Genomic DNA, 26059 nt, shown 5'->3' on the forward strand with positions numbered 1-26059 from the left:
GCGAAACGCGGATGCCAGGTGCAGCGCCAGCGGCAGGCCGAACCGGCGCCCGCCGCAAGGCAATTAGTTGCGCTTCATTTGCAGGTTACCCTTGGCCACAATGTCCTTGGCGATATCGTATTGTTTTTTGATTTCTTCGGCAAAGTGTTCTGGTGGACCCGGGTCGGGGATCGCGCCCTGTTTCTGCAGCGCGGCAACCACATTAGGCGACTTAAGCGCTTCGGTCGCGGTCTTGTTCAGTTTATCGATGACATCGGCAGGTGTACCGGCGGGCGCCAGCAAGCCATAGAACACGCCATTGTTCAGATCAGGATAACCTTCTTCGGCATAGGTGGGTAGATCGGGCAGATCGTTAATGCGCTCGGGCCAGGCCAGCACGATGGGCTTGAGCCTGCCGCCCTGAATGTTCGGCATGGACGAGGGCAGGTTATCGAACATGACCTTGACCTGACCGCCGACTACATCGGTTAGCGCGGGGCCGGCGCCCTTATAGGGAACATGGCTGATTTGGACACCCAACTGCTGTTTGAAGGCCTCGCCCATCAGATGCGCAATGCTGCACACCCCTGGCGATGCATAGGAATACTCATTGGGGTTTTTCTTCAGTTCAGCGACAAACTCCTTGAAGTTGTTTGCCGGGAAAGAGGGGTGCACTTCAACCACATTGGGCGTATTGACGAAATTGGACACCGGTGCGAAATCCTTGACCGAATCGTAGGTCAGATCATCGGGACGACAGGCAGGATTGACGGCCATGGTGGAAACGGTGGCAATGCTGAGTGTGTAGCCGTCCGGTTTTGCCCGGGCCGCTTCGGCTGCGCCAATGGCGCCACCGGCCCCGCCTTTGTTTTCAATGACCATGGATTTGCCAATAATCTTGGACATTTCCTGCACCACGATACGGGCCACGATATCGGTCGAACCACCAGGAGCAAACGGCACAATGACGCGTATTGTCTGAGAGGGATAATCGTTCGCGGCACAGGCGGGCGAGGCCCCAAAACCCGCAAGTGCGGCGGACAGGGCAATACGGGACCAGAGTTGCATACTCACTCCTGAGCGATATGTAAATGAACAGAGCAGCAGGTTATTAGAAAATGCAAATGAAATATATGAGTGAATACCATTAGCAAGAACCTCTGCAGATGGCGGTTGTCAATGCAGGGGCTTTGCCGGTATCGCCGCCGATTGTGCAGCCGGTGAGTAACTGGCAAGCAATACGCCGCTTATCGCAACCGCCATACCGATCCAGCCGGCTGGCGCCATGGTTTCTCCAAGCATGAACATGGCCACGCCCGAAGCGCACGCCGGAACCAGAAAAAACAGCGCAGAGACTCTGGCAGCCTGTTGACGTCTGACCATGGCCAGCAGCAGGGAAATAGTGATAATGGAATTGCACAGAACCAGATAGGCCAGGGCGCCACTGAACTGCCATGTCAGGTGGATGTGGTTACTTTCGGTCACCAGCGCCAGCGGCAGGCAAAAGAGCAGCCCAATAGCGCACTGGATAATATTGGCCGGAACCGGATGGGTACCAACAGCGGCGGCGCGGTTGACTCGTTCATACAGCACGCCGGCCGTGAGGGCGAACAGGGAAATAAAGACCAGAAGCAGCCCGACCCAGGATCCGACCTGCAGCGCCGATCCCGAGAGAATAACGATCACGGCGCCGGCCAGGCCCAGGACCAGGCCGATCCATTGCCGAGCGCTTTGCCGTTCACCGGTAAATGTCGGCGCGAAGATGCCAACCAGAATCGGTTGGAGCGAGACGATCAGCGCAACGGTGCCTGCGCTGACGCCTTGCTTCATGCCTACGTAGCTAAAACTAAAATAGGCGAACTGGATCAGCAGTCCAACAATGGCCGTATTGATCCATTCCTGACGTGTCGCGGGCCAGCGCAGCTTCAGCCAGGCCTGTACCGGCAGCAGCGCAATGACCACACAGGCATAGCGCAGGGAAAGCAGCGTCAGCGGTTCCGCATACTGCAATCCGATCTTGCCGAAACTGAAGCCTGATGACCACAACAGGATAAATACAACAGGAGCGCCCCAGGACCACCACAGGCTCGGCGTGACAGGATTGGCAGATGTCATATTAATTAAATAGTTTGCGGGCGTACATGGCGATAGACTTGCTGATAGTAACGCGTGGACTCTGGTTTGACCATATCATTCCGATTTTCCGTATTTGCGTGCGGCCCGGCAATGGTATTTTCTGAATGCTTTTGCCCAGGCTTTCCAGCGAAAAGGAATCGGGCACGAGCGCCACGCCGACGCCGCGCGCCACCAGCGAAGCAATGGTCAGCAGACTATCTATTTCCAGGCGCTGGTTGGGGACAATGCGCTGGTCCTTCAGATACCGATCAACCAACTGGCCACTATAGGAGCTGCGCGCATAACGGATAAACGGGCGCGTGCGCAATAGTTCATGAGCGCCAGCCGTGGCGTACTGTGGTGGCACGATCAAGGTCAGCGGCTCGTCCTGGATTTTCAGCCAGGAGCAGTTCTTGTAGATCGCAAACTGCGGTTCAATAGCAAGGGCAATATCGATTGTGCCCGAATGCACCTGCTGGCATAGCTCTACCGAAGGCGCATAAGACACAAATATACTCACATCAGGATGATGTTCATAGGTTTTTTCCAGCAACCGAGGCAAGTGAGTGGTCAGTCCCGAAAAAAAAGAACCCAGTCTGATTTCGCCCAAAACGTTGCCGCTTTTGACCATGGCGGTCATATCGCGAGCGTCTTGAATCATTTGCCGTGCCTTGTCACAGATCAGTAAACCATGCTCCGTTGGTCTGACCGTATGCCCGGAGCGGCGTATCAATGACTGGCCCAATTCATCTTCCAGGGCACGAATACGAGCAGCCACTGCGCCGGGCGTAATTCCCAGATAACGCGCCGCGTCGGAGATCGAGGCGCAGTCCAGCGTTTTGACGTACGTTTCCAAATAATTGGTATCCATGGCCAACCCATAAATAGTGGATGAGAGAAAAAATTCGTAATATTTTTGATTTGAAAGCGCAAAATATTTGCTATTTTTTTTGATTCTACGCCATAAAATCTTCTCAGCTTATCGAGGAGACACTCAATGCTTGAAATTACGATACGCCAGCGCACCCGGGCCATTAGTGCAGCGCTGGTCAATGCTTTTGCAGCCATACCGGTTGCCAATATCAGCGATGTGATGCAGCGGCTGACCGCCGGCGGGCCGTCATTGCGGCCCATGCATGCGGGCGGTGTTTTGTCCGGACCGGCCTTTACGGTCAAGTCAAGACCGGGCGATAACCTATTTGTGCACAAAGCGATAGCGATGGCCGAACCTGGCGATGTGATTGTAGTCGATGCCGGCGGTGATCTCACAAATGCAATTATTGGCGAATTGATGGTGCTTACGGCAAGTCGCAAGGGTATTGCCGGAATGGTCATCAACGGCGCAATTCGGGATCTGGACGCCATCGGCCAGGGTTCCTTTCCGGTTTATGCAGCCGGCGTAACCCATCGGGGTCCGTATAAAAATGGACCCGGCCAGATCAATACCGCCATCAGTCTGGGTGGCATGATCATCGAGCCGGGTGATCTCATCGTGGGCGATGCCGACGGCTTGCTTTGCGTACCTTACGAGCAAGCCGACGATATTTTGAAATGGGCAAGCGATAAAAATGCGCTTGAGGCAGGCATGATCCGGGATATCAATAACGATAGTCTGGATACCAGCTGGATTGACGTCGAGTTGGCAAAGCTTGGCTATGCATCAACAGATGCCGACTGATCGGGAAGTAATATGAACGAAAAAGTATGTGTCGTGCGTACCAATCTGTGGATTGATCCGGTTTTTGACCAGTTGATTACAGGCGACGATAGAATCGAACTGAAAATCCTGGACATCAATGCCACGCCACAGCAGTGGTACGAGACTTTGAAACACGCTCACTATTATCATGTTTCTGCAGCCAAGGACGAGCTGCCGCCCGGATTGTTTGTATCACAAACACTGCTGGCGCAATGCCCGAAACTGAAGGCAGTGTCATCATCGGGCGCCGGCTATGACACCATTGACGTCGCTGCCTGCGAAGCGAGAAATATCACGGTCGTTAACCAGGCCGGCGGCAATGCGAACTCGGTCGCGGAAATGGCGCTAGGCCTGCTGCTGGCGGTATCGCGCCGGATCGTGGAATCGGATCGCACCTTGATCGCCCAAAAAGCAAGTAGCAGGGAAGCTTTGATGGGGCATGAAGTTGCAGGCAAGATATTGGGTCTGGTCGGGCTTGGCCATATTGGCAGTCGTTTTGCACAGATCGCCGCCGGATTGGGGATGAAGGTGCTGGCGTATGATCCGTATCTGTCGTCGCAGGACATCAGCTTGCGAAAGGCTTCGCCGGTGTCGCTGCAAGCGCTGCTGGCGCAGTCTGATATTGTCTCGCTGCATTGCCCGCTAGATAATGACACCCGTGATATGTTCAATGCGGACACATTCGGGGCAATGAAGCCTGGTGCCATTTTTATTTCCACTGCTCGTGGCGGAATCCATAACGAAGAAGATCTGTACGCGGCGCTGCGAAGCAGCCATCTTGCCGGTGCGGGCCTGGATGTGTGGCGCCAGGAACCGCCGTGCCCGGATAACCCATTGCTTGGTCATCCTTGCGTCGTTTCGACATTTCACACTGCCGGGGTATCCCATGAAGGGCGACACAATGTTGCCCGCATGGCTGCAGAACAGATACTTCTAATGATCGACGGCAAGCGGCCACCGCATGTAGTCCATTCCCGGTGATATCAAAACCGGGGTTATAGGTCGCCGGAGCAAGGCCACCCGCCCATTTATCCATTTGCATACTGATAACGGAGACGAACTATGAAATATACATTGACACGCGCGCTTGCGGCTGCGGCCATGGTTGTTGGGGCGGCCCAGGCCAATGCCCAGTATCCCGAGCACGCCATCAGCATGGTAGTATCGTACGCGCCCGGAGGCGGCACTGATCTGGTCGCGCGTGCGATTGCGCCTTACATACAAAAGTATCTCGGAGAAGGCGCCAATATTGTGGTATTGAACCGCCCTGGTGCCGGTGGCGCCATTGGCTTTTCGGAAATAAAGCGTGCCAAACCCGACGGCTATACCATCGGGTTTGTGAATACACCGAACATGCTCACGATTCCCATTGAACGAAAAGCCAACTATCACTGGCACGATTTTGATCTGATCGGCAACCTGATCGATGACCCCGATGGATTTGCCGTTAGCGACAAAGGAGATATCAAAACGCTTAAGGATCTTGAAAAATATGCCAAGGACCATCCGGGGCAGGTGACTGTTGGAACCACAGGCGTCGGTTCGGATGACCATCTGGCCATGATGAAATTTGAAAAACTGACCGGAACGAAATTGAATCATGTTCCCTTCAAAGGGGCAGGTGAGGTTCGCAATGCCATACAAAGCGGACAGATCATGCTGGCCGCCATGAACGTTGGCGAAGTGCTCGCCTATCAGAAGGGCGGGACAGATATTCGATTGCTCGGAACCATGAGCCAGGAACGCAGTACGCTGGCGCCAGATGTGCCGACTTTCAAGGAGCAGGGGTACGATGTCATCATGGCTTCACTAAGAGGCATTGCCGCGCCCAAAGGGTTACCTGAGGACATCGCGGCAAAACTGCGGCAGGCCGTACAGAAAGCATCTGCCGATCCCGAGTTCATTGCCAAAGCGAAAACCATGTTTGTGCCGCTGCGCTATATGGACGACAAGACTTATCATGATGAGCTTGTGCAGGCCGAAAGTGAATTCAAGGATTTATGGCAAGCGAGCCCGTGGTCCGAAAAATCACAATAATCAGCGGAGACAGTGATGGCACGAATCGATCAGGCACTTTGCCTGGATGACTTTGAGGCGATGGCGCAGCGGCATTTGCCCCGACCCATTTTCGAATATATACGCGGTGGGGTCGAGACAAACGCGTCAGTGGACGACAACCGTCGTGCTTTTCAGGATTACGCATTCATTCCGCGGGCTCTGGTGGATGTATCGAGCATCGATACATCGGTTTCCCTGCTTGGCAAGCAATACCGGTCGCCGGTGGGCATTGCGCCCATGGGCCTGAGCGCGCTCTCGTCGTACAGGGGAGACTTGGTGCTGGCACAGGCTGGCGGCCAGGCCGGCATTCCCGTGATCATGAGCGGCTCATCGCTTATTCGTCTGGAGGAAGTGGCCACAAGTTCGCCTGGAACCTGGTTCCAGGCCTACCTGCCAGGCGATGTGCAGGAAATTTCAAAGCTGGTAGATCGCGTCGCCCAGGCCGGTTTCACGACACTTGTCATCACTGTAGACACGCCCGTCGCCGCAAACCGGGAAAACAATATTCGCGCCGGGTTCACCACACCGTTGCGACCATCCGCGCGTCTTTTACTTGACGGGCTGACGCACCCACGCTGGGTCTGCAATACCTTCTTGAGAACCTGCGTCAGACATGGGATGCCACACTTTGAAAATAACTATGCGACCCGTGGCGCGCCCATTCTTTCCAGAAACGTGTTGCGCGATTACTCCGACCGCGGTCATATCAGCTGGAATCACCTGCGTGCAATCAGAAAACAATGGAAAGGAGCATTGGTAATCAAGGGCATCCTTCGCAAGGCTGATGCGGTTACGGCCATCGAGACCGGCGCCGATGCCATTATTGTATCCAACCACGGCGGCCGCCAGCTGGACGGCAGTATTTCACCCTTGCGGGTTCTGCCTGAGATTGCCGATATCGCAGGCGATATCCCCGTCATGCTCGATAGCGGCATACGCCGCGGAACAGATGTGCTCAAGGCGCTGGCATTGGGTGCACGGTGTGTTTTTGTGGGTCGCCCTTTTGGTTATGCGACAGCAACTGGTGGCCGAAAAGGAGCCGACAGGGCCATTAATTTAATCACAAGCGAAATAACGCGGGATCTCGGCCTGCTTGGCGTCACGCGCTTGCAGGATTTGTCTGCCGATGTGATTCGAAAGATACATGACTAATCGCTAGCGAGTGCCGTTGTGCTTGACATCCCTTTGAGGCGGGCATAGAGTTCAATTTTCAGAGGAGACAAAAATGATATCACAAATGAAATTTCCGCAGTTGGGCCGGTTGTGTCTGGGTGTTGGCACTGCGTTCGCAATGAGCGTCTCATGTGCCCAGGCTCAGGATGTAAAGGCAACATTGACTTCGCTATACGAGGCCAAGCCAGTCAAGGACGTGATAGCATCACTCAAAACGGACCATGACAGAACGATTGACGAGCTGCGTACCATCACCGAGATCGAAGCGCCGCCATTTAAAGAGAAGACCCGCGCAGAATATGTCTTGAAACGGTTCAAGGAAGTTGGGCTGACCGACGCGGCACTCGATTCCGTGGGCAATGTGATTGGCATTCGCAAAGGCACCGGCAATGGCCCGACATTGGTGGTTTCCGCGCACCTTGATACCGTCTTTCCTGAGGGAACCGACGTCAAAGTCAAAGAGCAGGACGGCAAACTGTTCGCGCCCGGAATCGCTGACGACACGCGTGGTCTCGCCGTTATTATTTCCTGGATAAAGGCCTTGAATGATCACAAAGTGGAAACCGTGGGCGATATCATGTTTGTCGCCAATGTGGGCGAAGAGGGCCTGGGAAACCTGCTTGGAATGAAAACGCTGTTCAAGGAACATAAAAATATCGACGGCATGATAGGCATCGAACCGGGCGAGGGTGACAAGGTCCTGACACAGGGCACTGGCAGCCATCGCTACGAGGTATCGTTCACAGGCCCTGGAGGCCACAGTTTTGGCGCTTTCGGCAACGTACCCAGTGCCATCCATGCGATGGGCCGCGCCATTGGCCATATCGGTGACGTGCAGGTTCCTGCCGACCCCAAAACAACGTTCACGGTCGGCACTGTCAGCGGCGGCACATCCGTCAATACGATTGCCGGCGATGCAAAAATGGCAGTTGACATTCGTTCCAATGAAACGAAATCGCTTCTTGAAGCCGAAAAAAATATCATGGCTGCCATCGAAAAGGGCGTGAACCAGGAAAATGAACGCTGGAGAGCAGAGGATAAAATTACATTCGATGCAAAACTAATTGGCGATCGTCCGGCGGGAACAACGCCCACAGACAGCGTGATTGTCTCGGCAGCCCTGCAGTCTATCGCACTGGCAGGCGGCAAAGGGCAGACGCGGGCCGGCAGCACTGATGCAAACGTGCCTATGAGTCTGAATATCCCTGCTATCATTCTGGGCGCCGGGGGAAAATCCGGCGGTTCTCATTCCCTGAAAGAATGGTTTGACCCGACTGATGCCTGGAAGGGTTCGCAAATCGGCTTTACTACCGTGTTATCAATGGTCGGTGTCAATGGGGTCACCGAGCCCTTGCTCAAGCCCGCTGCGAAGTAATAGATACACATGGCAATTGTCTGTCATGCGGCGACCCGGTCCCGGTTTTTATATCTGGGGATAAAGGGTCGCGATATGACAGATATGCTGCCATGGTTCTTGCGCATTTCTAATACAGGCTGGCGGGTCTTTATCCTGCGAACCTGTGTTCAGGCAAGCCGCGTATTCCCAGACCAGTGATGGCGAACACACTGCCGCCCAACACACTGTCGGTAGGGAAACGTGAAAGTGGCGGTTTAGACATGCAGGTCACATATAAAATGTCCAGATCGGGCCCGCCAAATATGACGCTTGTCACATTTTTTACGGGCATGCGAATCGTCCGGTCAATGGATCCGTCCGGACGATAGCGTACAAGATTTCCTTCATAAACCTGTGCGTTCCATAGGCAGCCTTCCTCATCCACCGTTGATCCGTCAGATGACTTGAAGTTTTCCCCTTGCAGGGTTGTAAATACCCGCTTATTGGATATGCTGCCGGTTTTCTGATCATAATCATAAGCCCAGATGTCACCACACCAAGTATCTGAAAAATAGAAGGTACGGCCATCAGGACTCCAGCATGGGCCATTGGAGACAATGATATTGTCTTCCAGTTTGTGCACGGTCATATCCGGGTCCAGGCGGTATAAAGCCCCATTGGGGCCTTCCTCCAGGCAGTCCATACTACCGAATATAAATCTGCCCTGCGCATCGACCTTGCCATCATTAAGGCGGTTATTGAGCAATTCTGGCTCAGGGTCTGAAACCAATTGGACTTCGCCTGTCTCGAAGTCCAACGTATGAATGCCACGAGCCAGGGAAACAATCGCGCCGCCATTTTTGCGCAATGCCATTGATCCAATTTTTTGGGGTACCTGCCAGGCGCGAACTTCATCCCCCCTTGCGGTGGCACGAAACACCCGGCCGTCTGCGCTGTCGATCCAGTACAGACGCTGTTCCTGGACATCCCAAAGCGGGCCCTCGCCCAGCGTCGTCTTGACATCTACAAGTACTTCTATTTTCATGCTGATCTCCTGATGCAAATAAATTGATTGGCTGCGTTATATCCAATGCGTTCCGACCCGGATAACTCGCAGTACGCTATCTGGCTCGCTCGCGGAGCATCGCAACAGCCCCAAGCAATACAATGCCAAACAGAATAGGGCGCACCGCATAAGGCAGACCGCTGCCCGCAAGCAGAATCTGCAAAGTGGTCAAGAGCAGTACGCCCGCAAGAATGCCCAGGTAGTGTCCGCGGCCACCAGTAATCAAGCCGCCGCCCACCACGATGACTGCGATGGAGGGAAGCAGGTAATCATCGCCCATGCCCAGGCTGGCCTGTCCGGAAAAGCCGGTTAACAGGATGCCTGTCACTGCAGCGCACACCGATGACAGGACATAAACCAGAATAAGCACGCGCCGCGTGGGCACGCCGGACAGATAAGCTGCGTTTAAATTACTGCCTGTCGCGTAAACATGACGGCCAAAACGCGTTTTATTTAACAGGAATACAGAGGCGATCACAAATATAAACAGCAGGACAATCACAGGCGTGATACCGGCAACGCGCGCGGTCATGAGCCAGCTGATCCACGGCGAAGGGAATGCACTGGGTGTGCCGCCTGAATAGAGCAGGGCAATGCCCTGAAGAATTCCGTTGCTCGCCAGTGTGGCAACAATTGGCGAAATGCCCAGAACAGCCACCATCACCCCGTTACCCAAGCCTATTAGTATTCCGATTAGCAGTATCACCGGCAGTGCATACAGCAATGCTTCATTGGACCCTTGAGTCAAGCCGGTAAACAGAATGCCTGACAGCGCAATAGTCCAGGGAATGGACAGATCCAGCCCGCCGGTAAAAACCACTACACCCTGACCCAGGGCCAGGATAATCAGGAACGTTGACAAGACCAGCATCGAGTTCCAGTATGACCATTCATAGACATTACGCCCCAGCAACATCTGTGTGGCCACAAGCAGGATCGCCAGACCGGCGAGTGCAGGCAACGAGATACGCAAATCCTTCTTGTGCTTTTTGAAAAAACTCACGCGACTGTCCGGCAAGCCAGGGCTGTTGCCACTGACATCAATGTACGTTGGCTGCGGCTCACGTTGCGATGCGAGGCGCCCCTGGCGCATGGCTTGCCATCGATGCCCGAGCAGTCGGAGAAATTTTCTAAGTTCAGCGTCTTTGCCGAATCCGCCTATCATGACTGCAATGATCAGCACAATACCCTGGGCGATGGTGGAATAGTAAGCAGAAATATTAAACAGTAGCAGAATATTGACAATCAACATGAGGACAAACGCGCCTAGAACGGAGCCAACCGGGCCGCCTTTACCGCCTCCCAAACGCGTACCACCAATAACAATTGCGGCAAAGACGGAGAGCAACAGCGAATTGCCCACCAGGGGATCGCCGGCGCCGGTTTGCGCACTGAGAAAAAAACCGGCCAGACCGTAGAATGCACCAGCCAGTGTATAGGTCAGTAAATAGCTACGCTCCAGCGGAATTCCGACGGCGCGTGCCGCTTCCGGATTGCCGCCGATGGCATACAGATGTAGGCCAAACGGCGTTCTTTTTATCCAAGCCCATACGAGTAGGGAAAGAAAAATGAGGAACAGTGAAGCAGGAAAAAGTTCTGGCAGCACATCTCCCATCAGATAGGTTCCCAGAGAAGTGGGAACTGTCCCACCGGGCGAGTTCATAATCAGTAACGTAATTCCCTGAATGATGAACATGGTCGACAGCGTCACGACGATTGGCTGAATCCTTGCATAAGCAACAAGCGCGCCATTGACAAGCCCACAGGTTGCGCCGATCAGTAATGCCACTGCAAAGGAGGCGGCAAAAGCTGCCGGGGTGCTGTCATCAATAAAGCCGGCCGCCAAAACAACATTCACAAGCGAAATAATCGCGCCAACGGAAAGATCAAAGCCGCCACTGAGTATCACCAGCGTGCCGCCAAGGGCAGCTAATGCAAGTGTCGTGCCTCCGCTGGCAAGCAATGACACATCAAAATAACTGAAGCCGGCGCTTGTGGCAACGATGATGGCTAGCAATATCACCAGAACCACGCAGGCCGTGATCAGATTTCCATATTTGTGCAACAGGGTATATTGCTGATTCATTTCAATGAGCTCCCGCTTCTCGCAAGTTCCCCATGGCAATGTCCATGATGCGGGTCTCGGCAATATCGCTTTCTGCGACCGTTTCCCTGATTTCGCCTTTGTACATCACATGCACCCGATGGCTGAGGTTGACCACTTCCGGGATCTCTGTCGAATAGAACAGCACAGAGCCGCCCATTGCCGCGAAATCGACAATCAATTCGTATAATTCGTGTTTGGTGCCAACATCGATGCCACGGGTCGGATCAAATAGCAGTAGTATGCGGCTGCGCGCCAGCAGCCATTTGGCAATAACAATTTTCTGCTGATTCCCTCCCGAAAAAGAGGCGGCATCCATCCAGAGTGCGCGACGGTCAAGGTCGATCCTTGTGAAAACTTTAGCCGCGGACTGCGCTTCGGTTTTTTCGTTGATCGCGCCGTAGACGCTAAAGCGGGACAGTACTGGCAGAGACGTATTTTTTAGACCGCTTTGGTTCAGAAGCAGCCCCTCGGTTTTCCTGTCTTCCGGCACAAATCCGATACCGATATTCGGCCGGATAGCATCCACTGGTGATAGTAAAGTGAGCGCCTGGCCATCAAGCAGCAATGTTCCTGAGTCAGGTTGTTCAATACCAAAACACAATTGAAACAAGTCAAGCTGGCCCATGCCCTGCAATGCCGCAATACCAAGAATTTCGCCTTTCTTAAGGTCAATATTGATGTTGTTCAATCGCGATGTGTGGACATTTTTCAGTGTCAGTACCGATGCGGTGGTTGTTGGCAGGCGTTTTTTCGGATACACCTGGGAGATTGAGCGACCGACAATGGATTCGACCACTTCGGTGTCCGAAAAGGCATCTGCAGGCCGTGTGGCAACATGATGGCCGTTACGCAGAATCGACAGGTCATCGCAAAACTCCCGTACTTCTTTCATGCGATGAGAAATAAATATAATCGTCACACCCCTGGCCTTGAGTTTGCCGATGATGTCCCCCAGCCAGTTGACGTCCGACGCCGTAAGGGTGGATGTGGGCTCATCCAGCAGCAGGATCTGTGGCTGGCGAAACAGCGCGCGGGCAATCTCCAATTTCTGTTGCAGCGCAAGGTTGAAGCGGTTGACAGGCAGATCCAGCGAGATCGGAAAATCCAGTTCTGCAAAATGCTGTTCCAACTGCTGGCGCAATGCGCCGCGTTTGAGCATACCGGCCCGATTGGTTGCCGAGTAGGGCAGCATCATATTATCGAAGACCGACAGATCGGGTAACAGCGTCATTTCCTGAAAGGCGGTCTGTATCCCGGCTGCCTGCGCGCTGCGTGGTGAGGCTAGACGTGCCTGTTGATCAAAGATTTCGATCGCACCCTTTGTAGGTGCAATCAGGCCCGACAGCAATTTGACGGTGGTCGATTTGCCTGCGCCATTTTCTCCCAACAGCGCGTGGACACGACCGCGGGTGACAGCAAGCGAAACATCACTCAACGCTTTTATTGGCCCGTAGCTCTTTGAGACATCCGACAGACGTAATGCAATGGCTGACTCGTTCATAGTGAGCAATTCCAGTATATGGCTGAATGAGGCGCACGCACGACATGCGCCCACCTATGCCGTGATTTATTGGACGTCAGGCTCCGACTTGAGAGCTGCGTTAATACCCAGTCCTTCGGTTTGCTCGGAATAGATTGAGGCAAACCAGCCCGGTTTGCTGACCACTGTGGGAGAAAAAACGTTACATCCGTCCTTCAGGTCTTTCCAACTGCCGTCCTTACACAATTTGATCGTTTCGTTGGTCACTTGCGGTAAGGGCAATGTGATTTTTTGCGGAAACGTCTTGCCCTCGATGGCTTGCACCGCCAGCTTCAGCGCCAACGCGCCTGAGTAGGGCGGAGATGCATAGGAAATCCTGGGCGCGCCAAGAGGACGATAGCTGCCGGTAGCGCCATCCAGTTGTGTGTCTGGCGGGAGCATCTGCACGCGACCGCCGTTGGAGCCCTCACCGGCACATGGCAGCAGATCCTTGGCGTCCTTGCCCGCTTCCAGTTGCATGGAGTTGGCCGTATAGCAGCCCACTTGAAGCCAAAGTCCGTCTATCTGGTCCCAGTTTCTGACGGCGACGATTTTTGACAGCTCGGTTCGGGCTACGGCCTGGTTCCACATGCCCGGCGTCTCTGCCACAATCTTCATTTCAGGATGCTTGGCAAAAACTTCCTTGGCGGCCTCGGTTCGATATTTGTCCACCGATGTGCCCGGCACACCCGTTAGCATAACGACGTTACCTTTGTAATTCATTTTCTTAGCCAGCCATTCTGCAGTCACTCGTCCGGCCTCGTGCTGGTCGATAGCCACATTGTGCGCGCACGGCTCGGTAACTTCGCCGTCGTAGGCAAAAACTTTGACTCCTTTATTGCACGCATTCTTGATGACACGGTTCAGTGCAGTGGGAGAGATTGGAAACACGACGATGGCTTTGGCGCCGGCCTGCACCATGGCATTAATCTGCTGAATCTGTTTTTGTGCATTTTCCCCGGACACCTGAACCTGCAGGTCGATTTTGTCCGCCAGTTCCGGGGTTTTGGCCATCGCTTTGACCATATTGGCCGCTTCGGCTTGCCAGTCATTTCCGATGAAACTCATGCTCAAGTAAATTTTGTGCTTTTCTGCCGTCTGTGCGTGAGTGACCGCGCTCAGAGGGCCCATTGTCAACGCCAGCAACGATGCCAGTAGTAAAGATTTGGTTTGCATCTTATGTCTCCGGTAAGATCCAACTTCAAATTGAACGAATATTATTTTTTCTCTGATTTGCCCATTATTATCAGGCTATTGTATGATCTGTGATCACACTATGATCGGACGTTAGCATGAGATTTGCAATACTGTCAACATTTGCCGGGGAAGTTTTTTAATGATGGAAATGAGCCATAAATTGAAGAAAGTGGATCGCAGCAAGCTGTCGGATCGGGTGTACACGGAGCTCAGTTCGCTGCTGATTTCAGGCCAGCTTATCCCTGGAGATATGTTCAGTTTGCGCGGCCTGGCGGACACGCTAGGAACCAGTGCCATGCCGGTGCGTGAAGCCGTAGGCAGGCTGGTCGCAGACAGGGCGCTTGAAATTCTCCCGAACCGTGCTATCCGCGTACCGTTGATGACGGTTAGTCGCTTTCTTGAGTTGCGCACCATCCGCATAGAACTGGAAGGGCTGGCAACGGCGCGGGCCGCGTTGAACCGTAGCCAGAGACAACTGAACCGGATGCAGGATATCCAAATACAATTTGAGGTGGTCAGAAATTGTCCGCAGCCCAATGGAAAAGCGGCAGTCAGGCTGAATAAAAATTTGCATTTTTGCGTATACGGCGCCGCCAACATGCCGATTCTGTTCGACATGATCAAGGCGCTATGGTTGCAGATCGGACCGGTTCTCAATTACGATCTTGCCGTCAACTCTGAAAGCTTGAGCAACCGCCAAGCGCATATTCACCATAAAAATATGGTGCAGGCGATAAAAATGAAGCAGCCTGAGCTGGCCTGCGCTGCACTCGTTGCAGACTTGATGAGTGCCAGTGAACTGATCATGCAAAAACACGTTCTTTCGCCGGGATAGCAATCGAAATTTTTTCTCTGCTGTCAGTTGAATCTGACGCCATCATTGCGGCCGCGCGGTTCGGTACGAAAAGGGTAGCTTTCAAGTGAGCGGTTGCCCAGGGCGCGGCAGACGTCTACAATTTGCGATGCCAACCGGAGCAACACATGTCCATATTCCAATACGGAGACACTGAAATCAGCTGGCTCAGCAAGCGTGACAAGCGCATGGCCGAGGCAATCGAAAGAATCGGATTGATCGAGCGCAATACCAATCCCGATTTATTTGCCGCGCTGATCAAATGCATTATCGAGCAGCAAATATCAACAGCGGCGGCCCGCACCGTCAATGCACGCATATTACAATTGTGCGGTGGCCGACTTGATGCCGACGCATTGCTGGCGGCTAATGCCGAAAGTCTGCAGCGTTGCGGCACCAGCATGAGGAAAGTGCAATACATGCTTGGCGTGGCCGAGGCTGTTCGCACTGGAAAACTGAATTTGTCCGCCATGGCGGCCATGGATGACGCCCAGGTGGTGCAGACCCTGACAGCGTTAAAGGGAATTGGCGTCTGGACGGCAGAGATGCTGATGATTTTTTCACTTGGCCGTCCCGACGTCTTAAGTTGGGGCGATCTGGCGATTCAGCGAGGCATCATGCGCCTGTACAATCACAAAGAACTGCCGCGCGAGCGCTTCGAACGGTATCGGCGGCGCTATTCACCTTATGGCAGCACCGCATCGCTTTATTTGTGGGCGCTGGCCAAGTAAGCGTAAGCCGTGTCGGAACGGCGAATCGACAGAACACGGCACGGTGCACGGGCAGAACGCCGGACCGCATATGGATAGAGCAGGGGACCAAATATAGACAAAATCCAGCGCGGACATTGAGTGAACCCTGGCATCGGCCTGACACCTTAAAGTAATCATCAAATTTGCAGCAGGCGTTCTCCGCCCCACCACGTCCGGAATTGGCAACGACACTTTGCCGTTAGTCGCTCCTCGGGAAAGTCCCTATATTGACGAGCGTAATTTAAACACACTAATATAGTTAAACGTTTAACCAGAATGTGCCGATCAGTAGATTCCATTGAACCGGCGCATCCGGCGATCCCACCAATGCGTTAAGACTGCACCACGCAGCAACCTTCGTCGAGGTCCACAATGAACCAGCCGCAGTTTGATTTTGAAAATTTGAAAAACGATCTGTATACCGCTGTGCTATCGGACGTCCTGGATGGCATGGGCTACCGGAACCAGGCCATGTTGCCATTTGTACGCCCATTGTCGGAAGCGTGCACGCTGTTTGGTCGCGCTCGCACCGGCTATTTTATGAATACCTTTTCTGTTACACCGGGGGAAAATCCTTATGAGCATGAAATTGCGCTGATAGACGATCTGAAACCGGATGATGTGGTGGTCTTGGGCTGCGACGGCCCGACCACACGTATCGCACCCTGGGGCGAACTGCTGAGCACGGCATCGCAACACCGTGGAGCAGTGGGCTGCGTGACGGATGGTCTGGTCAGAGACATCCGTTATATCCGCAAGCTGGATTTTCCGGTGTTTCATGGTGGTATCGGACCGCTGGATTCACAGGGTCGGGGCAAAATGATGCATTACGATTTGCCGATCGAGTGCGGCGGGGTTCTGGTGCGCTGCCATGATCTTATTTTCGGCGACGCCGACGGTGTCATCGTGATACCTATTGAGATTGCTGCGCAGGTTATCGAACAAGCTTTGCAGAAAGTGCAAAATGAGAACCACACGCGTGAGGAGCTCGCCAATGGTTTGCTGCTGCGGGATGTCTATGAGAAGTATGGGGTGCTGTAGGTTCGTTCAAGCCAGTCTTGAACCATGAGCCAGCAATACCGCCAATGTATATGGTGTGATCAGGTCAATGTAGTGCCATCCACTGGCGTGACGGGAAGCGCAACGGTCCTGGTTTCAAAACGGCCCGTATCCAGTCGGGTAAGCAGCGCCTTGCCGCCGGCCTCGCCCAGTGCATAGGCAGGCGAGCGCATCGACTCGAGCACAGGGGTCAGCGAGCCCTCGGTGTCAAATGCATTAAAGCCTGTGATGCCGATATCCTGCGGCACGCGGTAGCCCTGGTCTGTCAGATGCCGGTAGGCAACATATGCCAGGCGATCATTGGTGCCGATAACGACATCGGGAACCCCATGGGCATTGACGGCGGCATCCAGCGCCTGCTGGATGGACTGACGCTGGTTCTCGTCACTTGAAATAATCTGGTAATTACAATGGTGTTTCTCGAGTATTTTGCGTAGTCCTTTGATACGAGCCTCGATGGCATGCCATTGCAGTTGCGGCCTTAGAATGAATGCGTGCCGCGGCTGACGCTGGACAATTCTTTTAGCTAATGTTTCTGCACCGCCTTGATCGTCCTGATTGACAAAGCAGGCATCAGCGGGCGATTGCCTGGGTTTCTCCTGAAAGGCCACTATGGGGTGTCCGCTAGCCTGCACCAGATCGAGATAGCGCCCACGCCGGACAGCGGGTCCCGACAGCAGCAGACAGATGGCATCAACCACTGACTCTTTCAGCAGAAATGACTGTTCGACATTGTCAGGCGTTATCCCATGCAGGAGCAAACCATAATTTTGGGTGCCCAGAAAATTTGACAGGCCCGCAACCAGGTGCGTGATGTAGGGATCGGTAAGAAAAGCAGGGGAGTCATCGACAATCGCCATTCCCACGATGTAATTGCGCTGCGCTCGCAGCTGCCGGGCACTGCGATTTGGACGATAATTCAATTGCTCAATCGTCTGCTGCACCCGCAACACGGTTTCGGGAGAAATGCCTTTGTTTATACCATTGACGACCTTCGAAACCGTGGCAATGGAAACCTTGGCCTGTTGCGCAACCGTTCTAAGTGTGATGGGCTTCATGATGTACTCGAGATCGGGATCAAAAATTATAGCCTACCGGACACATGGACGCCGCACCAAAACCCTTTTACTGCAGCTGATCTGGCCGGCATTATCCTAATTGCAAGCGCAATACCAAGGCGGCAAGGGTGAGCAGCAAAACAGGTAACGTCAAAACAATCCCGACCCGGAAATAATAACCCCAGGTGATCCTGACACCTTTGCGTGCGAGTACGTGCAGCCATAGCAGGGTGGCCAGGCTGCCCACTGGCGTAATTTTCGGGCCAAGGTCGCTACCGATGACATTGGCGTAGATCATGGCTTCACGAACCAGACCGGTTGCCTGGCTGGCTTCAATGGACAAGGCGCCGATAAGCACGGTAGGTAGATTGTTCATGATCGAGGAGAGCAAGGCAGTAATTACGCCGGTCCCCATCGCTGCGGCCCAGATACCGTTATCGGCAAGCCGGTCAAGTATTTGCGTAATATATCCGGTCAGACCCGCATTGCGCAGGCCATAGACAACCAGGTACATGCCCAGTGAGAAAAACACAATTGACCACGGCGCATCGCGCAGTACCTTGCGCGTGCTAATGATCTGGCCACGTCCGGCGACGATCCACAGGACCGCTGCGCCGGCCGCCGCTATCACACTGACTGGAATACCGGCATCTTCAAGCAGAAAGAAGCCGACAAGCAGCAGGATCAACACCAGCCAGCCCGTAAAAAAAGTCAATCGATCAGCAATCGCCGAAGCCGGGGGTTTGAGGGCCGCGCTATTGTAGGCAGTCGGAATATCTGTGCGAAAATACCAGGCCAGCACCAGCAGGGTGGCGGCGACCGACACAAGATTAACCGGAACCATAACCTGCGCATAACGGGCAAAGCTGATGTCGAAATAATCTGCCGAGACGATATTGACCAGGTTCGACACGATCAGCGGCAGACTGGCCGTATCGGCAATAAAGCCGGCTGCCATCACAAAGGCAAGGGTTGCTGCGGGGCCAAAGCCCAGGGCTGCGAGCATCGCCATGACAATCGGAGTAAGAATAAGCGCCGCTCCGTCATTGGCGAACAAAGCCGAGACCGCTGCGCCAAGCAAGATGACTAGACAAAATAGTAAGCGTCCGCGTTCTCTGCCCCACCGTGCAATATGCAGCGCTGCCCACTCGAAAAATCCGGCTTCATCCAGTAGCAGACTGATAATAATAATGGCGATAAACGCTGCAGTCGCGTTCCAGATAATCGACCATACTACGGGGATGTCAGAAACATGGACCGTTCCTGTCATCAATGCCAGAGCGGCGCCCAGCATGGCACTCCAGCCAACCCCCAGTCCTCTCGGTTGCCAGATGACCAGCACCATGGTAAAGACAAAAATAACAATTGCAATCAACATCTTGACGACTCATAAATGGATCCTGTACGACGATGCGGACCACGGAAAATTCGGGATAAATTCGGATGATGTGTTCAGTTGCGCATGGACTCCCGTCCAGCGGCCCCTGTCATTTTCGCTTCATGCTCATGCTTTTTCTGAAGCAACAGACAATGCAGCATTTCCGACGACAGGCCGTGCAACACGAGCCGGTGCCCGGCCCGCAGGGTGGATAATGGCACCAGTGGATGGTGATTATTGACCAGCATCAGATGTTCGGGCGCCTGCAGGATTTGAGCGGCATAAATGCCGATTGTCTCATCCAGTTGCAGTGAGTTGGCGGCGCGCCAGAAGTCATTGTCGGTCAATAACAACTGGTAGAGCGGGGTAAACAGTTCAATGGCGCTTTGCAAATCCAGCAAATTGCTCCGCCCTCGCGGCATGTCCTGTAACCGGACGGTAGGTTCGTGCAACATGGAAAAATCCGGATCGGACGCCGGACCCAGGCGCTGGCCCGAGTCTTGCAAAGCCTGGTTCAGGCCAATCACGAAGTTGTAGAGATTGATATCATGTTTGACGAAGAGGTGATCCCTCAAGTCATCAATAGTGACGGGCTCCAGCGCACTTGTGGCGATCGGCGCTGGCGAGTTTGCTGCAATAAAAGCCAGAATCTGGGAGCCCAGATGAAAATGCCGCAGTATCAGCCAGTTGGCCTGTGGCGACACAAAGCGCTTGAGCCCCCACACCAAGATGCGGTGCAGCAGACTGGACTGAGCCCAGCGCCTTGGCAAAAACGTTTTTACGACCTGAATCAGGATAATGCACAAGCGTGCCAGTGGCCGCAAAAAGGGCAGCAGATACTGGCGAGAACTAGAACTGGAGTCCTCCAGCCAGGCCTGCTTGACGTCATTGGGCAGCGGCGTGCTTTGATCCAGATAAGAGGCCAGCCACGGGTTAGGATCCTCGGGGTTATGCCGGTTTTTCAGAAAATCAGGCTTGCGGTTCGTCACGATTCGTACTCTTTGACATGATGAAATTGCATAAGATACAACGCTGCCGTACGCCGCGCCGTATCGACGATCTGGCGCTCGGCGCGGCCGCGATTGTCGCAATCGAGGGCAAGGGTGCAGGCCACTAGCCAGCGTTGCAGATGGTGTTCGTCGTTGTGCCCGTGGTACTCCAGAAACCGGAAGGCGTCTGCCGGCAGTGGCAGGCACGCCCGAAGCAGTGGCAGCAGCGCGGGAACAATTCGCTGACCAGTGCCTTCAATGATATAGATAGCGCCCAGCAATCCAATGGGGTCGGCGGTAGCCGCCAGTCCGTGCAAATAGGCGTTAAGCGCCTCGCCGCCCGGGTTTCGACGCAATGCGTCAATGTTCGTGACGGTTCCGCCCGCCTTGCGATAGTCTTCAAAAAGAATCTTGAAGTCGTTCTGTTCTTCGCCGGCATGCAGATTGATCAGATCGGCCAACGGCGCGTATTGCGCAGACAGCGAACCGGTAGCCTTGCGCATCCATCGGGTGCCTTCACGCACTTGCGGGATCCAGTTGGCAGTCCAGTTGATATAGTCCTGGGTGTCAAAGCGACGTTCGCGCAGCGCAGCGATCAAAGGCGTGCGCCAAACACGGGAGCGGTAATCATGCCATATGGTGGCCAGCTCGCCTAGCAAGGCAGACAGCCCTTGCGGTGCCTGGGCCGGATCGTGGGGCGGGGCGATCGCTTCGGCGTCCAGTACATCTGTCAGCCCGTGCTGCTGTTCACCGGCCGAATGGCGGTTATGGGAACCCAGATCAGGGGTCTTGGCGGGCTGACCGTTGGCGCTTGGCGTGTCTGCCGATTCGATTTCCAGCAGCATATAGGCGGTCATGAACCGACCTGATTCGGGTACATAGCAAAGGATCTGGTCACCGACAGCCGGTGTTTTGGTTTGCAGGAATTCGGCCAGCATAATCAATATTGAGGCGGCACCGGTATTGCCACGCCAGGCCAGGTTGTTGAACCAGAGTTCACGGTCGATCCCAAGGCCCGCCTGCTCCAGCAGCTCTTGGACCACCGGCATGAATTTTTCCGAAGAATAGTGACACAGAAAATGACGGATCTGAGCCGGATCTACCCATTTGTCGCGCACCAATTTGACGTACTCGTGAATGCCAATATCGAATAGATGCGGTAGCAGCCTGATGTCCTGGCGCAAGGCGAGGGCGCCATCGGCTTCTGCCTGTGCCCATGAGGGATAGTCCAGATGGCCGCGCTGGCGATCGGCAGACAGCCCCAATTGCATGCAGACCGGATAATCGCCTGAAAAAGATCGCTGGTGTATCCATTTGAGCCGGACGCGCAAGCCAGGCAGGATGGATTTGCCGTGCTGCTGGCTGCCCGACAGCAGCACGGCACCAGCGCCGTCGGACAACATCCAGCGCAGGAAATGTGCATCGAAATCGGCATCGTAGCCGCGCGCAGCAAACCGTGAACGTTTAAAGAGCCGGGATGGCATCTCACTGGCCACCGCGATGCCGTGGGCGTGGTTGCCCGATTCAATCCCCTGGGCGACAGCCTGAACAGCGGCAACCCCGGCGGCACAAATGCCATGGATAGAGACCGTCTCCATGGGCGGCGCCGCCAATTGTCCTTGAATCATATTGGCAAAACCCGGCATGAGCGCATCGCCGCCAGAGGAGCCACTGGCAAGCAGCGAAATATCGGACAGCGTCAATTGCGCTTGGTGAAGGCAATCGGAAATTGCGCCGGATGCCAGCATGGCATTGGTATGAGTCGTATTGCCGTTGGCATCTATTGCGTAATAGCGCTGTTTAATACCATTTTCGGCAAGAATGCGGCGCTTGATCCGCCCTGAAAGCCGATTGAGCGGCGCAATGAAGTCGTCCACCCGCTCGTTGTTTACCGGCTCGCCGGGCAGAAACCAACTGGCTTGCTGCAGAAACACATGGTCAAATTGGATAGGCATAGTCAGGCGATCAAAAAGAGAAGGGGGGTAGGCGGCCGGCATTGACGCGCATCAGTGATTGACTGCGAAAGCGCTGGCTGAAGGCACCCATAATAAAAGTGCGCAACATATAGATCATCAGTCCGCGTTCGAGCAGGGCCGGGTGTATTCGGGCACGATACCGGGACGCGTGCAAATGGGTCAACTGCGACCAGTGAGCACGGGAGTGTTCGTGGTGCGCAGTATGCAGGCCAATGTTAAATAGCAGGGGATTGACCCAGTCCGCGAAATTGCGCGCGTACGCGAAACACGGGTCGGGCCGGCGGCCTTGCGCCGAACCATCGGCATGAGCGTGCTGCAGATAATTGGTAGCGAGCAGCCAGTGCAATCCATGCAGTTGTGGAATTATGACAAACAGCATGGCTTTGCCCGGGTTGATGCTCAAGAGCGTTGCCCACAACAGCAGCCAGAGCGCATATTGTCTGAGACAATATCGCCAGACGCCTGGCCGATAGCGATGCAGTCTGCCCAGCCAACGATATACGCAGGGATACAGCACACCAATTGCCTGGAATGGATGCAGCAAGTATCCACTCAGGCAATTGGTATCCCCGTCGGAAAACTGATAGGTTCGTGCCGTGTCCAGTTCTCCGTGCTTATACCGGTGGTGATTGGCTACATGCGTAGGATAAAAAACACAGCTGGGATGTCCCTGCAGCAGCGTGACAAGTAGATCGGTAATGCGATTTGCACGCTTGCTGTGCCACATACGCAGGTGAGTGTGGTTGTGATGGATAACACCGATTCCCAGGGTCAGGAACAGCAGAATGGCATACAGTCCAATAGAAAAACCATAGAACCATTGCCAGGCAACGATTGCCGGAAACACCGACATATACAGCAGGCTTTGCCAATCCCTGGCATATTTCAGGCGAGGCAGCGTGAATCGCGGGTGACGGACGTTGCGCCGCTGGTCGGCGTTGTGATGCACTGGCTTCATGCTGCACCTGTGTCCATGGGCTTGGCCAGCCTGGGTTCCGTTGCCCGGCTGATGACAGCCTGTGCGGCATCGGCATCCAGTCGCGTGCCGAACAGTCGATCCATAAATGTGAACTGGAAACCGTAGTTGCCGTTATAGCAGGCGTGGTGCAAATGATGACGGCGACTTGCAGCAAACCAATGCGTGTACGAGACAGCCGGGACGAAATCGTAATTGGCATGACCCACACAATTGAAGAACAGGCTGAAAAGCGGTACAGAAAATAAAGCCCAGAAGCTGAAATCATGCACCACCATTGGCAACAGGATCACATTGCCCAGCATTAGCGCTTCAACAGGATGAAAACTATAGGTCGCAAACGGCGTGGTGACGACAGAGCGATGATGCGGCAAATGAAACTTTCGCAACCATCGGCTATGCAACAGTCGATGGTTAATCCAGAAATGGACATCATTCCATATCGCAAGCGCGAAAATTTCAAGGAAAATCTGCCATCCGGAGGGATTAACCGCCAGAGAGGCCCAGCGCAGTTGCAGCAATCCCCAGGGGAATATCATGCCTACACCGAAAATAAGGATGGATAAGCCAGACAAGGCAAATTCGTGGCGTAGCTGGGCAGCCGTTAACGGCCGGGGGTCCAGGACCTGACCGACTCCCAGGGCTGGCAGCACATGTCGGGTTAACACCCAGGCCATGCCACCGAAGAGCACATAAATTCCGCCAAAAAACAGTAGCCCCCACAGGATCACGTGCGACGCGGATAGTGATTGAAAAACTTGACCCATATTGTACGAAAGCGCTTATAAATACTCTATACGTTGCTGATATTGCTGAGGTTGCATAATCAGCGCCCATGAACGCCTTGATTTTTATTTCGCGTCAATGATAGCCGGTATTCAGGCATTTTGGTACGATGCGCAGGCAAATCGTCGGCATATACGATAGCCGGCGATCGTAAAGAAGCGTTTGGGCGGATCGATATCGGCGGGTAGAACGCGGCAATGTAACTATCCCGTAGAAACTGCTCATGTGAATAAAAGGCCAAAATTTACAAATGCGCATGATCATGGAACACGAAATCAAACGTTGGACGACCAACCGTAAAAAGTCCACTGGTATTGGAGATTATTCACGGTAAAACCACCGTGGCAGAAGCCAGCTGCTCTTATGAGTGCCGCCGTCCGAGGTGGAAACTGGGTAGATGATGTCAAACGTGGTATGGAGAACGCTTTGCGGCCCAAACCTTTGAATATTGCAGAACAATATGGACGCCAAATCTTAGGCTTACGATCAGCCTATGCGAAGGAGCGCTGGTTTACGGATCTGTGGCAGATCTGGTCAGCTTGGTCCTGGAGGTCAGCTGCAACACCCGGTAACTACCGGGCTGGCAGTTATCTTGCCCCGACAGGGCCACGACTGCCACCGGCGCGTTTGGACAGGTGCTGGTCTCCTGATTGGATATGGGCCGAGAAATAGTCCTCACTAAATGATCCTTTTTGCTTCAAGCAGGTCGATTTCTTCATCAGATAAGTTCACCAAGCGCTGCAATATTTCGCGGCTATGTTCCCCTGGACGAGGAGCTGGAGAGTCGTAAATGGCCTTTGTATTGCTGAATTTTATCGGATATCCAGGTCCCTTTGCCAAGACCTCAGTTTGGGTCATGGGATTCCACAACGGTTGTATCATGTCTCGATCGTACAGTTGCCGCCAATTCATCACATCTGCAATAGTCCGTACCGGGCTATTAGGTATTTTTAGCTCATTCAATAGAGTGCGAATCTCGTCCGTTGATCTCGTGCGAGTCCATTCCGAAACCACTTGATCAACTTCGCAATTATGCGCAATACGCCATCCCAGATTCATCATATTGTCATCATTCGATAGATCTTCGCGTGCCATCGCGCGCAGCAGTGTTTTCCATTCAGAATCGGTCACAGCTCCCAGAGCTATAAAACCGTCCTTCGTGCGATAGGAATTGAACGGAGAAAATCTCATTATCCTGTTGCCTTGTCTATGCTCAAGTCCAAGCTCCGTGTAGCAGTCGACTGGTTCATCGAACATCAACGCAAAAAGACAGTCAGCCATAGAGACATCAATGGACTGCCCCTGGCCGGTACGTTGCCGATGAAACAATGCCGCGACAATCCCATAGGCGGCAAAGACACCAGAAATAGCGTCCGATAATGGCGATCCAGCCTTTACCGGTTCGCAACCAGCATGTCCCGTAAGATTCATAAGGCCTACGCCGGCCTGCACCATGAGGTCATAAGCCTTTAGGTTTCGGTCTGCACCGGTAGATCCGTAGCCCGTTAATGAACAATAAATGACATTGGGATTTACTGCAGACAAGCTTGCGTAATCAATGCCCAGTCGATTGGCGACGCCCGCACTAAAATTATCTATCACTACATCTGCACGCTCGACCATTTTCAGAAACAATCGTTTTCCTTCGGGCGATTTCAAATCCAGAGTGACTGACTTTTTACCTCTGGCACGTTTCAGATAAGCAATGCCCATATCGTCTTGTGTTTGGCGAAAAAAAGAAACGCCTTGCTGACCTGCAAAGGGAGGTGAAAATGCGGTTGGATCACCTGTTTTAGGATCGTCAATTTTAATAACTTCAGCACCAAGTCCGGCTAACAACAGCGTAGCTTGAGGTCCGGAAAAAAAGCGAGTCAGGTCAAGCACGACAGTGTCTGAAAGTATTTTTTGCATAAAACGGCCTCCTCGTTTGATGAAGGTATTCTACGCAGTGTGTCCGAAGGCTAGATAATATGACTTTGCGCT

General features: G+C 53.7%; 22 protein-coding genes and 1 pseudogene. 9 read left to right on the plus strand and 14 right to left on the minus strand.

Annotated features, from left to right (window positions below; all coding sequences use genetic code 11):
- Positions 1-63: 63 nt before the first annotated feature.
- The 3 genes from CAP48_RS11280 to CAP48_RS11290 all read right to left on the minus strand — a co-directional run bounded on the left by CAP48_RS11280 (position 64) and on the right by CAP48_RS11290 (position 2965).
- Positions 64-1047, minus strand: coding sequence for a tripartite tricarboxylate transporter substrate binding protein BugE (locus CAP48_RS11280; protein ID WP_100696516.1), 984 nt, complete (start codon positions 1045-1047; stop codon positions 64-66).
- 108 nt (positions 1048-1155) lie between these two features.
- Positions 1156-2094: a DMT family transporter gene (locus tag CAP48_RS11285; RefSeq protein ID WP_100696518.1), complete on the minus strand. Its 939-nt coding sequence runs from the start codon at positions 2092-2094 to the stop codon at positions 1156-1158.
- A 1-nt stretch (position 2095) separates the two neighbouring features.
- Complete coding sequence (locus CAP48_RS11290; protein WP_100696520.1) at positions 2096-2965, minus strand: LysR family transcriptional regulator; 870 nt, start codon at positions 2963-2965, stop codon at positions 2096-2098.
- A 126-nt stretch (positions 2966-3091) separates the two neighbouring features.
- Here CAP48_RS11290 and CAP48_RS11295 point away from each other — a divergent pair, with 126 nt between their 5' ends.
- The 5 genes from CAP48_RS11295 to CAP48_RS11315 all read left to right on the plus strand — a co-directional run bounded on the left by CAP48_RS11295 (position 3092) and on the right by CAP48_RS11315 (position 8399).
- The gene (locus tag CAP48_RS11295) at positions 3092-3772 is read left to right on the plus strand and encodes an RraA family protein (RefSeq protein WP_100696522.1); all 681 of its coding nucleotides are present in this window, start codon (positions 3092-3094) and stop codon (positions 3770-3772) included.
- Between the two features lie 12 nt (positions 3773-3784).
- On the plus strand, positions 3785-4774 hold the full coding sequence (locus tag CAP48_RS11300) for a hydroxyacid dehydrogenase (protein WP_100696524.1): 990 nt from the start codon (positions 3785-3787) through the stop codon (positions 4772-4774).
- An 81-nt stretch (positions 4775-4855) separates the two neighbouring features.
- Positions 4856-5830 carry a tripartite tricarboxylate transporter substrate binding protein gene (locus tag CAP48_RS11305; RefSeq protein ID WP_100696526.1) on the plus strand — a complete coding sequence of 325 codons (975 nt, stop codon included), beginning with the start codon at positions 4856-4858 and terminating at the stop codon, positions 5828-5830.
- A 15-nt stretch (positions 5831-5845) separates the two neighbouring features.
- Positions 5846-7003, plus strand: a complete 1158-nt coding sequence (locus CAP48_RS11310) for an alpha-hydroxy acid oxidase (RefSeq protein WP_100696528.1) — start codon at positions 5846-5848, stop codon at positions 7001-7003.
- 73 nt (positions 7004-7076) lie between these two features.
- Positions 7077-8399, plus strand: a complete 1323-nt coding sequence (locus CAP48_RS11315) for a M20/M25/M40 family metallo-hydrolase (protein WP_100696530.1) — start codon at positions 7077-7079, stop codon at positions 8397-8399.
- 130 nt (positions 8400-8529) lie between these two features.
- Here the strand turns inward: CAP48_RS11315 and CAP48_RS11320 are convergent, their stop codons facing one another.
- The 4 genes from CAP48_RS11320 to CAP48_RS11335 form a co-directional block, all read right to left on the minus strand.
- Positions 8530-9405: an SMP-30/gluconolactonase/LRE family protein gene (locus CAP48_RS11320; RefSeq protein WP_100696532.1), complete on the minus strand. Its 876-nt coding sequence runs from the start codon at positions 9403-9405 to the stop codon at positions 8530-8532.
- Between the two features lie 76 nt (positions 9406-9481).
- The gene (locus CAP48_RS11325; protein ID WP_100696534.1) at positions 9482-11512 is read right to left on the minus strand and encodes an ABC transporter permease; all 2031 of its coding nucleotides are present in this window, start codon (positions 11510-11512) and stop codon (positions 9482-9484) included.
- Between the two features lies 1 nt (position 11513).
- A complete protein-coding gene (locus CAP48_RS11330) occupies positions 11514-13034 on the minus strand; it encodes a sugar ABC transporter ATP-binding protein (RefSeq protein ID WP_100696536.1) in 1521 nt (506 codons plus the stop codon).
- A gap of 66 nt (positions 13035-13100) precedes the next feature.
- Positions 13101-14228, minus strand: coding sequence for a sugar ABC transporter substrate-binding protein (locus tag CAP48_RS11335; RefSeq protein WP_100696538.1), 1128 nt, complete (start codon positions 14226-14228; stop codon positions 13101-13103).
- Positions 14229-14397: 169 nt separating this feature from the next.
- On the opposite strand from CAP48_RS11335, the gene CAP48_RS11340 reads away from it, so the two are divergent.
- The 3 genes from CAP48_RS11340 (at position 14398) to CAP48_RS11350 (ending at position 16895) form a co-directional block, all read left to right on the plus strand.
- Positions 14398-15084 (plus strand): GntR family transcriptional regulator, encoded by a 687-nt coding sequence (locus tag CAP48_RS11340; RefSeq protein ID WP_242444409.1) that lies wholly within the window; start codon positions 14398-14400, stop codon positions 15082-15084.
- A gap of 146 nt (positions 15085-15230) precedes the next feature.
- Entirely contained in the window at positions 15231-15833 is a 603-nt protein-coding gene (locus CAP48_RS11345; RefSeq protein ID WP_100696542.1) for a DNA-3-methyladenine glycosylase, read from the plus strand.
- A 393-nt stretch (positions 15834-16226) separates the two neighbouring features.
- Positions 16227-16895 (plus strand): RraA family protein, encoded by a 669-nt coding sequence (locus CAP48_RS11350; RefSeq protein ID WP_100696544.1) that lies wholly within the window; start codon positions 16227-16229, stop codon positions 16893-16895.
- Positions 16896-16954: 59 nt separating this feature from the next.
- On the opposite strand, the gene CAP48_RS11355 is transcribed toward CAP48_RS11350, so the two are convergent.
- From CAP48_RS11355 to CAP48_RS11380, 6 genes are all read right to left on the minus strand, one after another.
- Entirely contained in the window at positions 16955-17971 is a 1017-nt protein-coding gene (locus CAP48_RS11355; RefSeq protein ID WP_100696546.1) for a LacI family DNA-binding transcriptional regulator, read from the minus strand.
- A gap of 91 nt (positions 17972-18062) precedes the next feature.
- The gene (locus CAP48_RS11360) at positions 18063-19349 is read right to left on the minus strand and encodes an arsenic transporter (RefSeq protein WP_100696548.1); all 1287 of its coding nucleotides are present in this window, start codon (positions 19347-19349) and stop codon (positions 18063-18065) included.
- Positions 19350-19423: 74 nt separating this feature from the next.
- A complete protein-coding gene (locus tag CAP48_RS11365; protein ID WP_100696550.1) occupies positions 19424-20338 on the minus strand; it encodes a hypothetical protein in 915 nt (304 codons plus the stop codon).
- Positions 20335-22293 carry a StlD/DarB family beta-ketosynthase gene (locus CAP48_RS11370; RefSeq protein WP_100696810.1) on the minus strand — a complete coding sequence of 653 codons (1959 nt, stop codon included), beginning with the start codon at positions 22291-22293 and terminating at the stop codon, positions 20335-20337. Before CAP48_RS11370 ends, CAP48_RS11365 begins: the two co-directional genes overlap by 4 nt.
- Before the next feature lie 10 nt (positions 22294-22303).
- On the minus strand, positions 22304-23272 hold the full coding sequence (locus CAP48_RS11375; protein WP_100696552.1) for a fatty acid desaturase: 969 nt from the start codon (positions 23270-23272) through the stop codon (positions 22304-22306).
- A complete protein-coding gene (locus CAP48_RS11380) occupies positions 23269-24057 on the minus strand; it encodes a sterol desaturase family protein (protein WP_100696554.1) in 789 nt (262 codons plus the stop codon). Before CAP48_RS11380 ends, CAP48_RS11375 begins: the two co-directional genes overlap by 4 nt.
- 269 nt (positions 24058-24326) lie before the next feature.
- Here CAP48_RS11380 and CAP48_RS20630 point away from each other — a divergent pair.
- A pseudogene (locus CAP48_RS20630) lies at positions 24327-24577 on the plus strand (DUF1153 domain-containing protein); the annotation flags it as partial.
- A 177-nt stretch (positions 24578-24754) separates the two neighbouring features.
- On the opposite strand, the gene CAP48_RS11390 reads toward CAP48_RS20630, so the two are convergent.
- Positions 24755-25987 (minus strand): CaiB/BaiF CoA-transferase family protein, encoded by a 1233-nt coding sequence (locus CAP48_RS11390; protein ID WP_100696556.1) that lies wholly within the window; start codon positions 25985-25987, stop codon positions 24755-24757.
- Positions 25988-26059: the final 72 nt, after the last annotated feature.

The organism is Advenella sp. S44 (genome assembly GCF_002810445.1).
Taxonomy (GTDB): domain Bacteria; phylum Pseudomonadota; class Gammaproteobacteria; order Burkholderiales; family Burkholderiaceae_B; genus Advenella.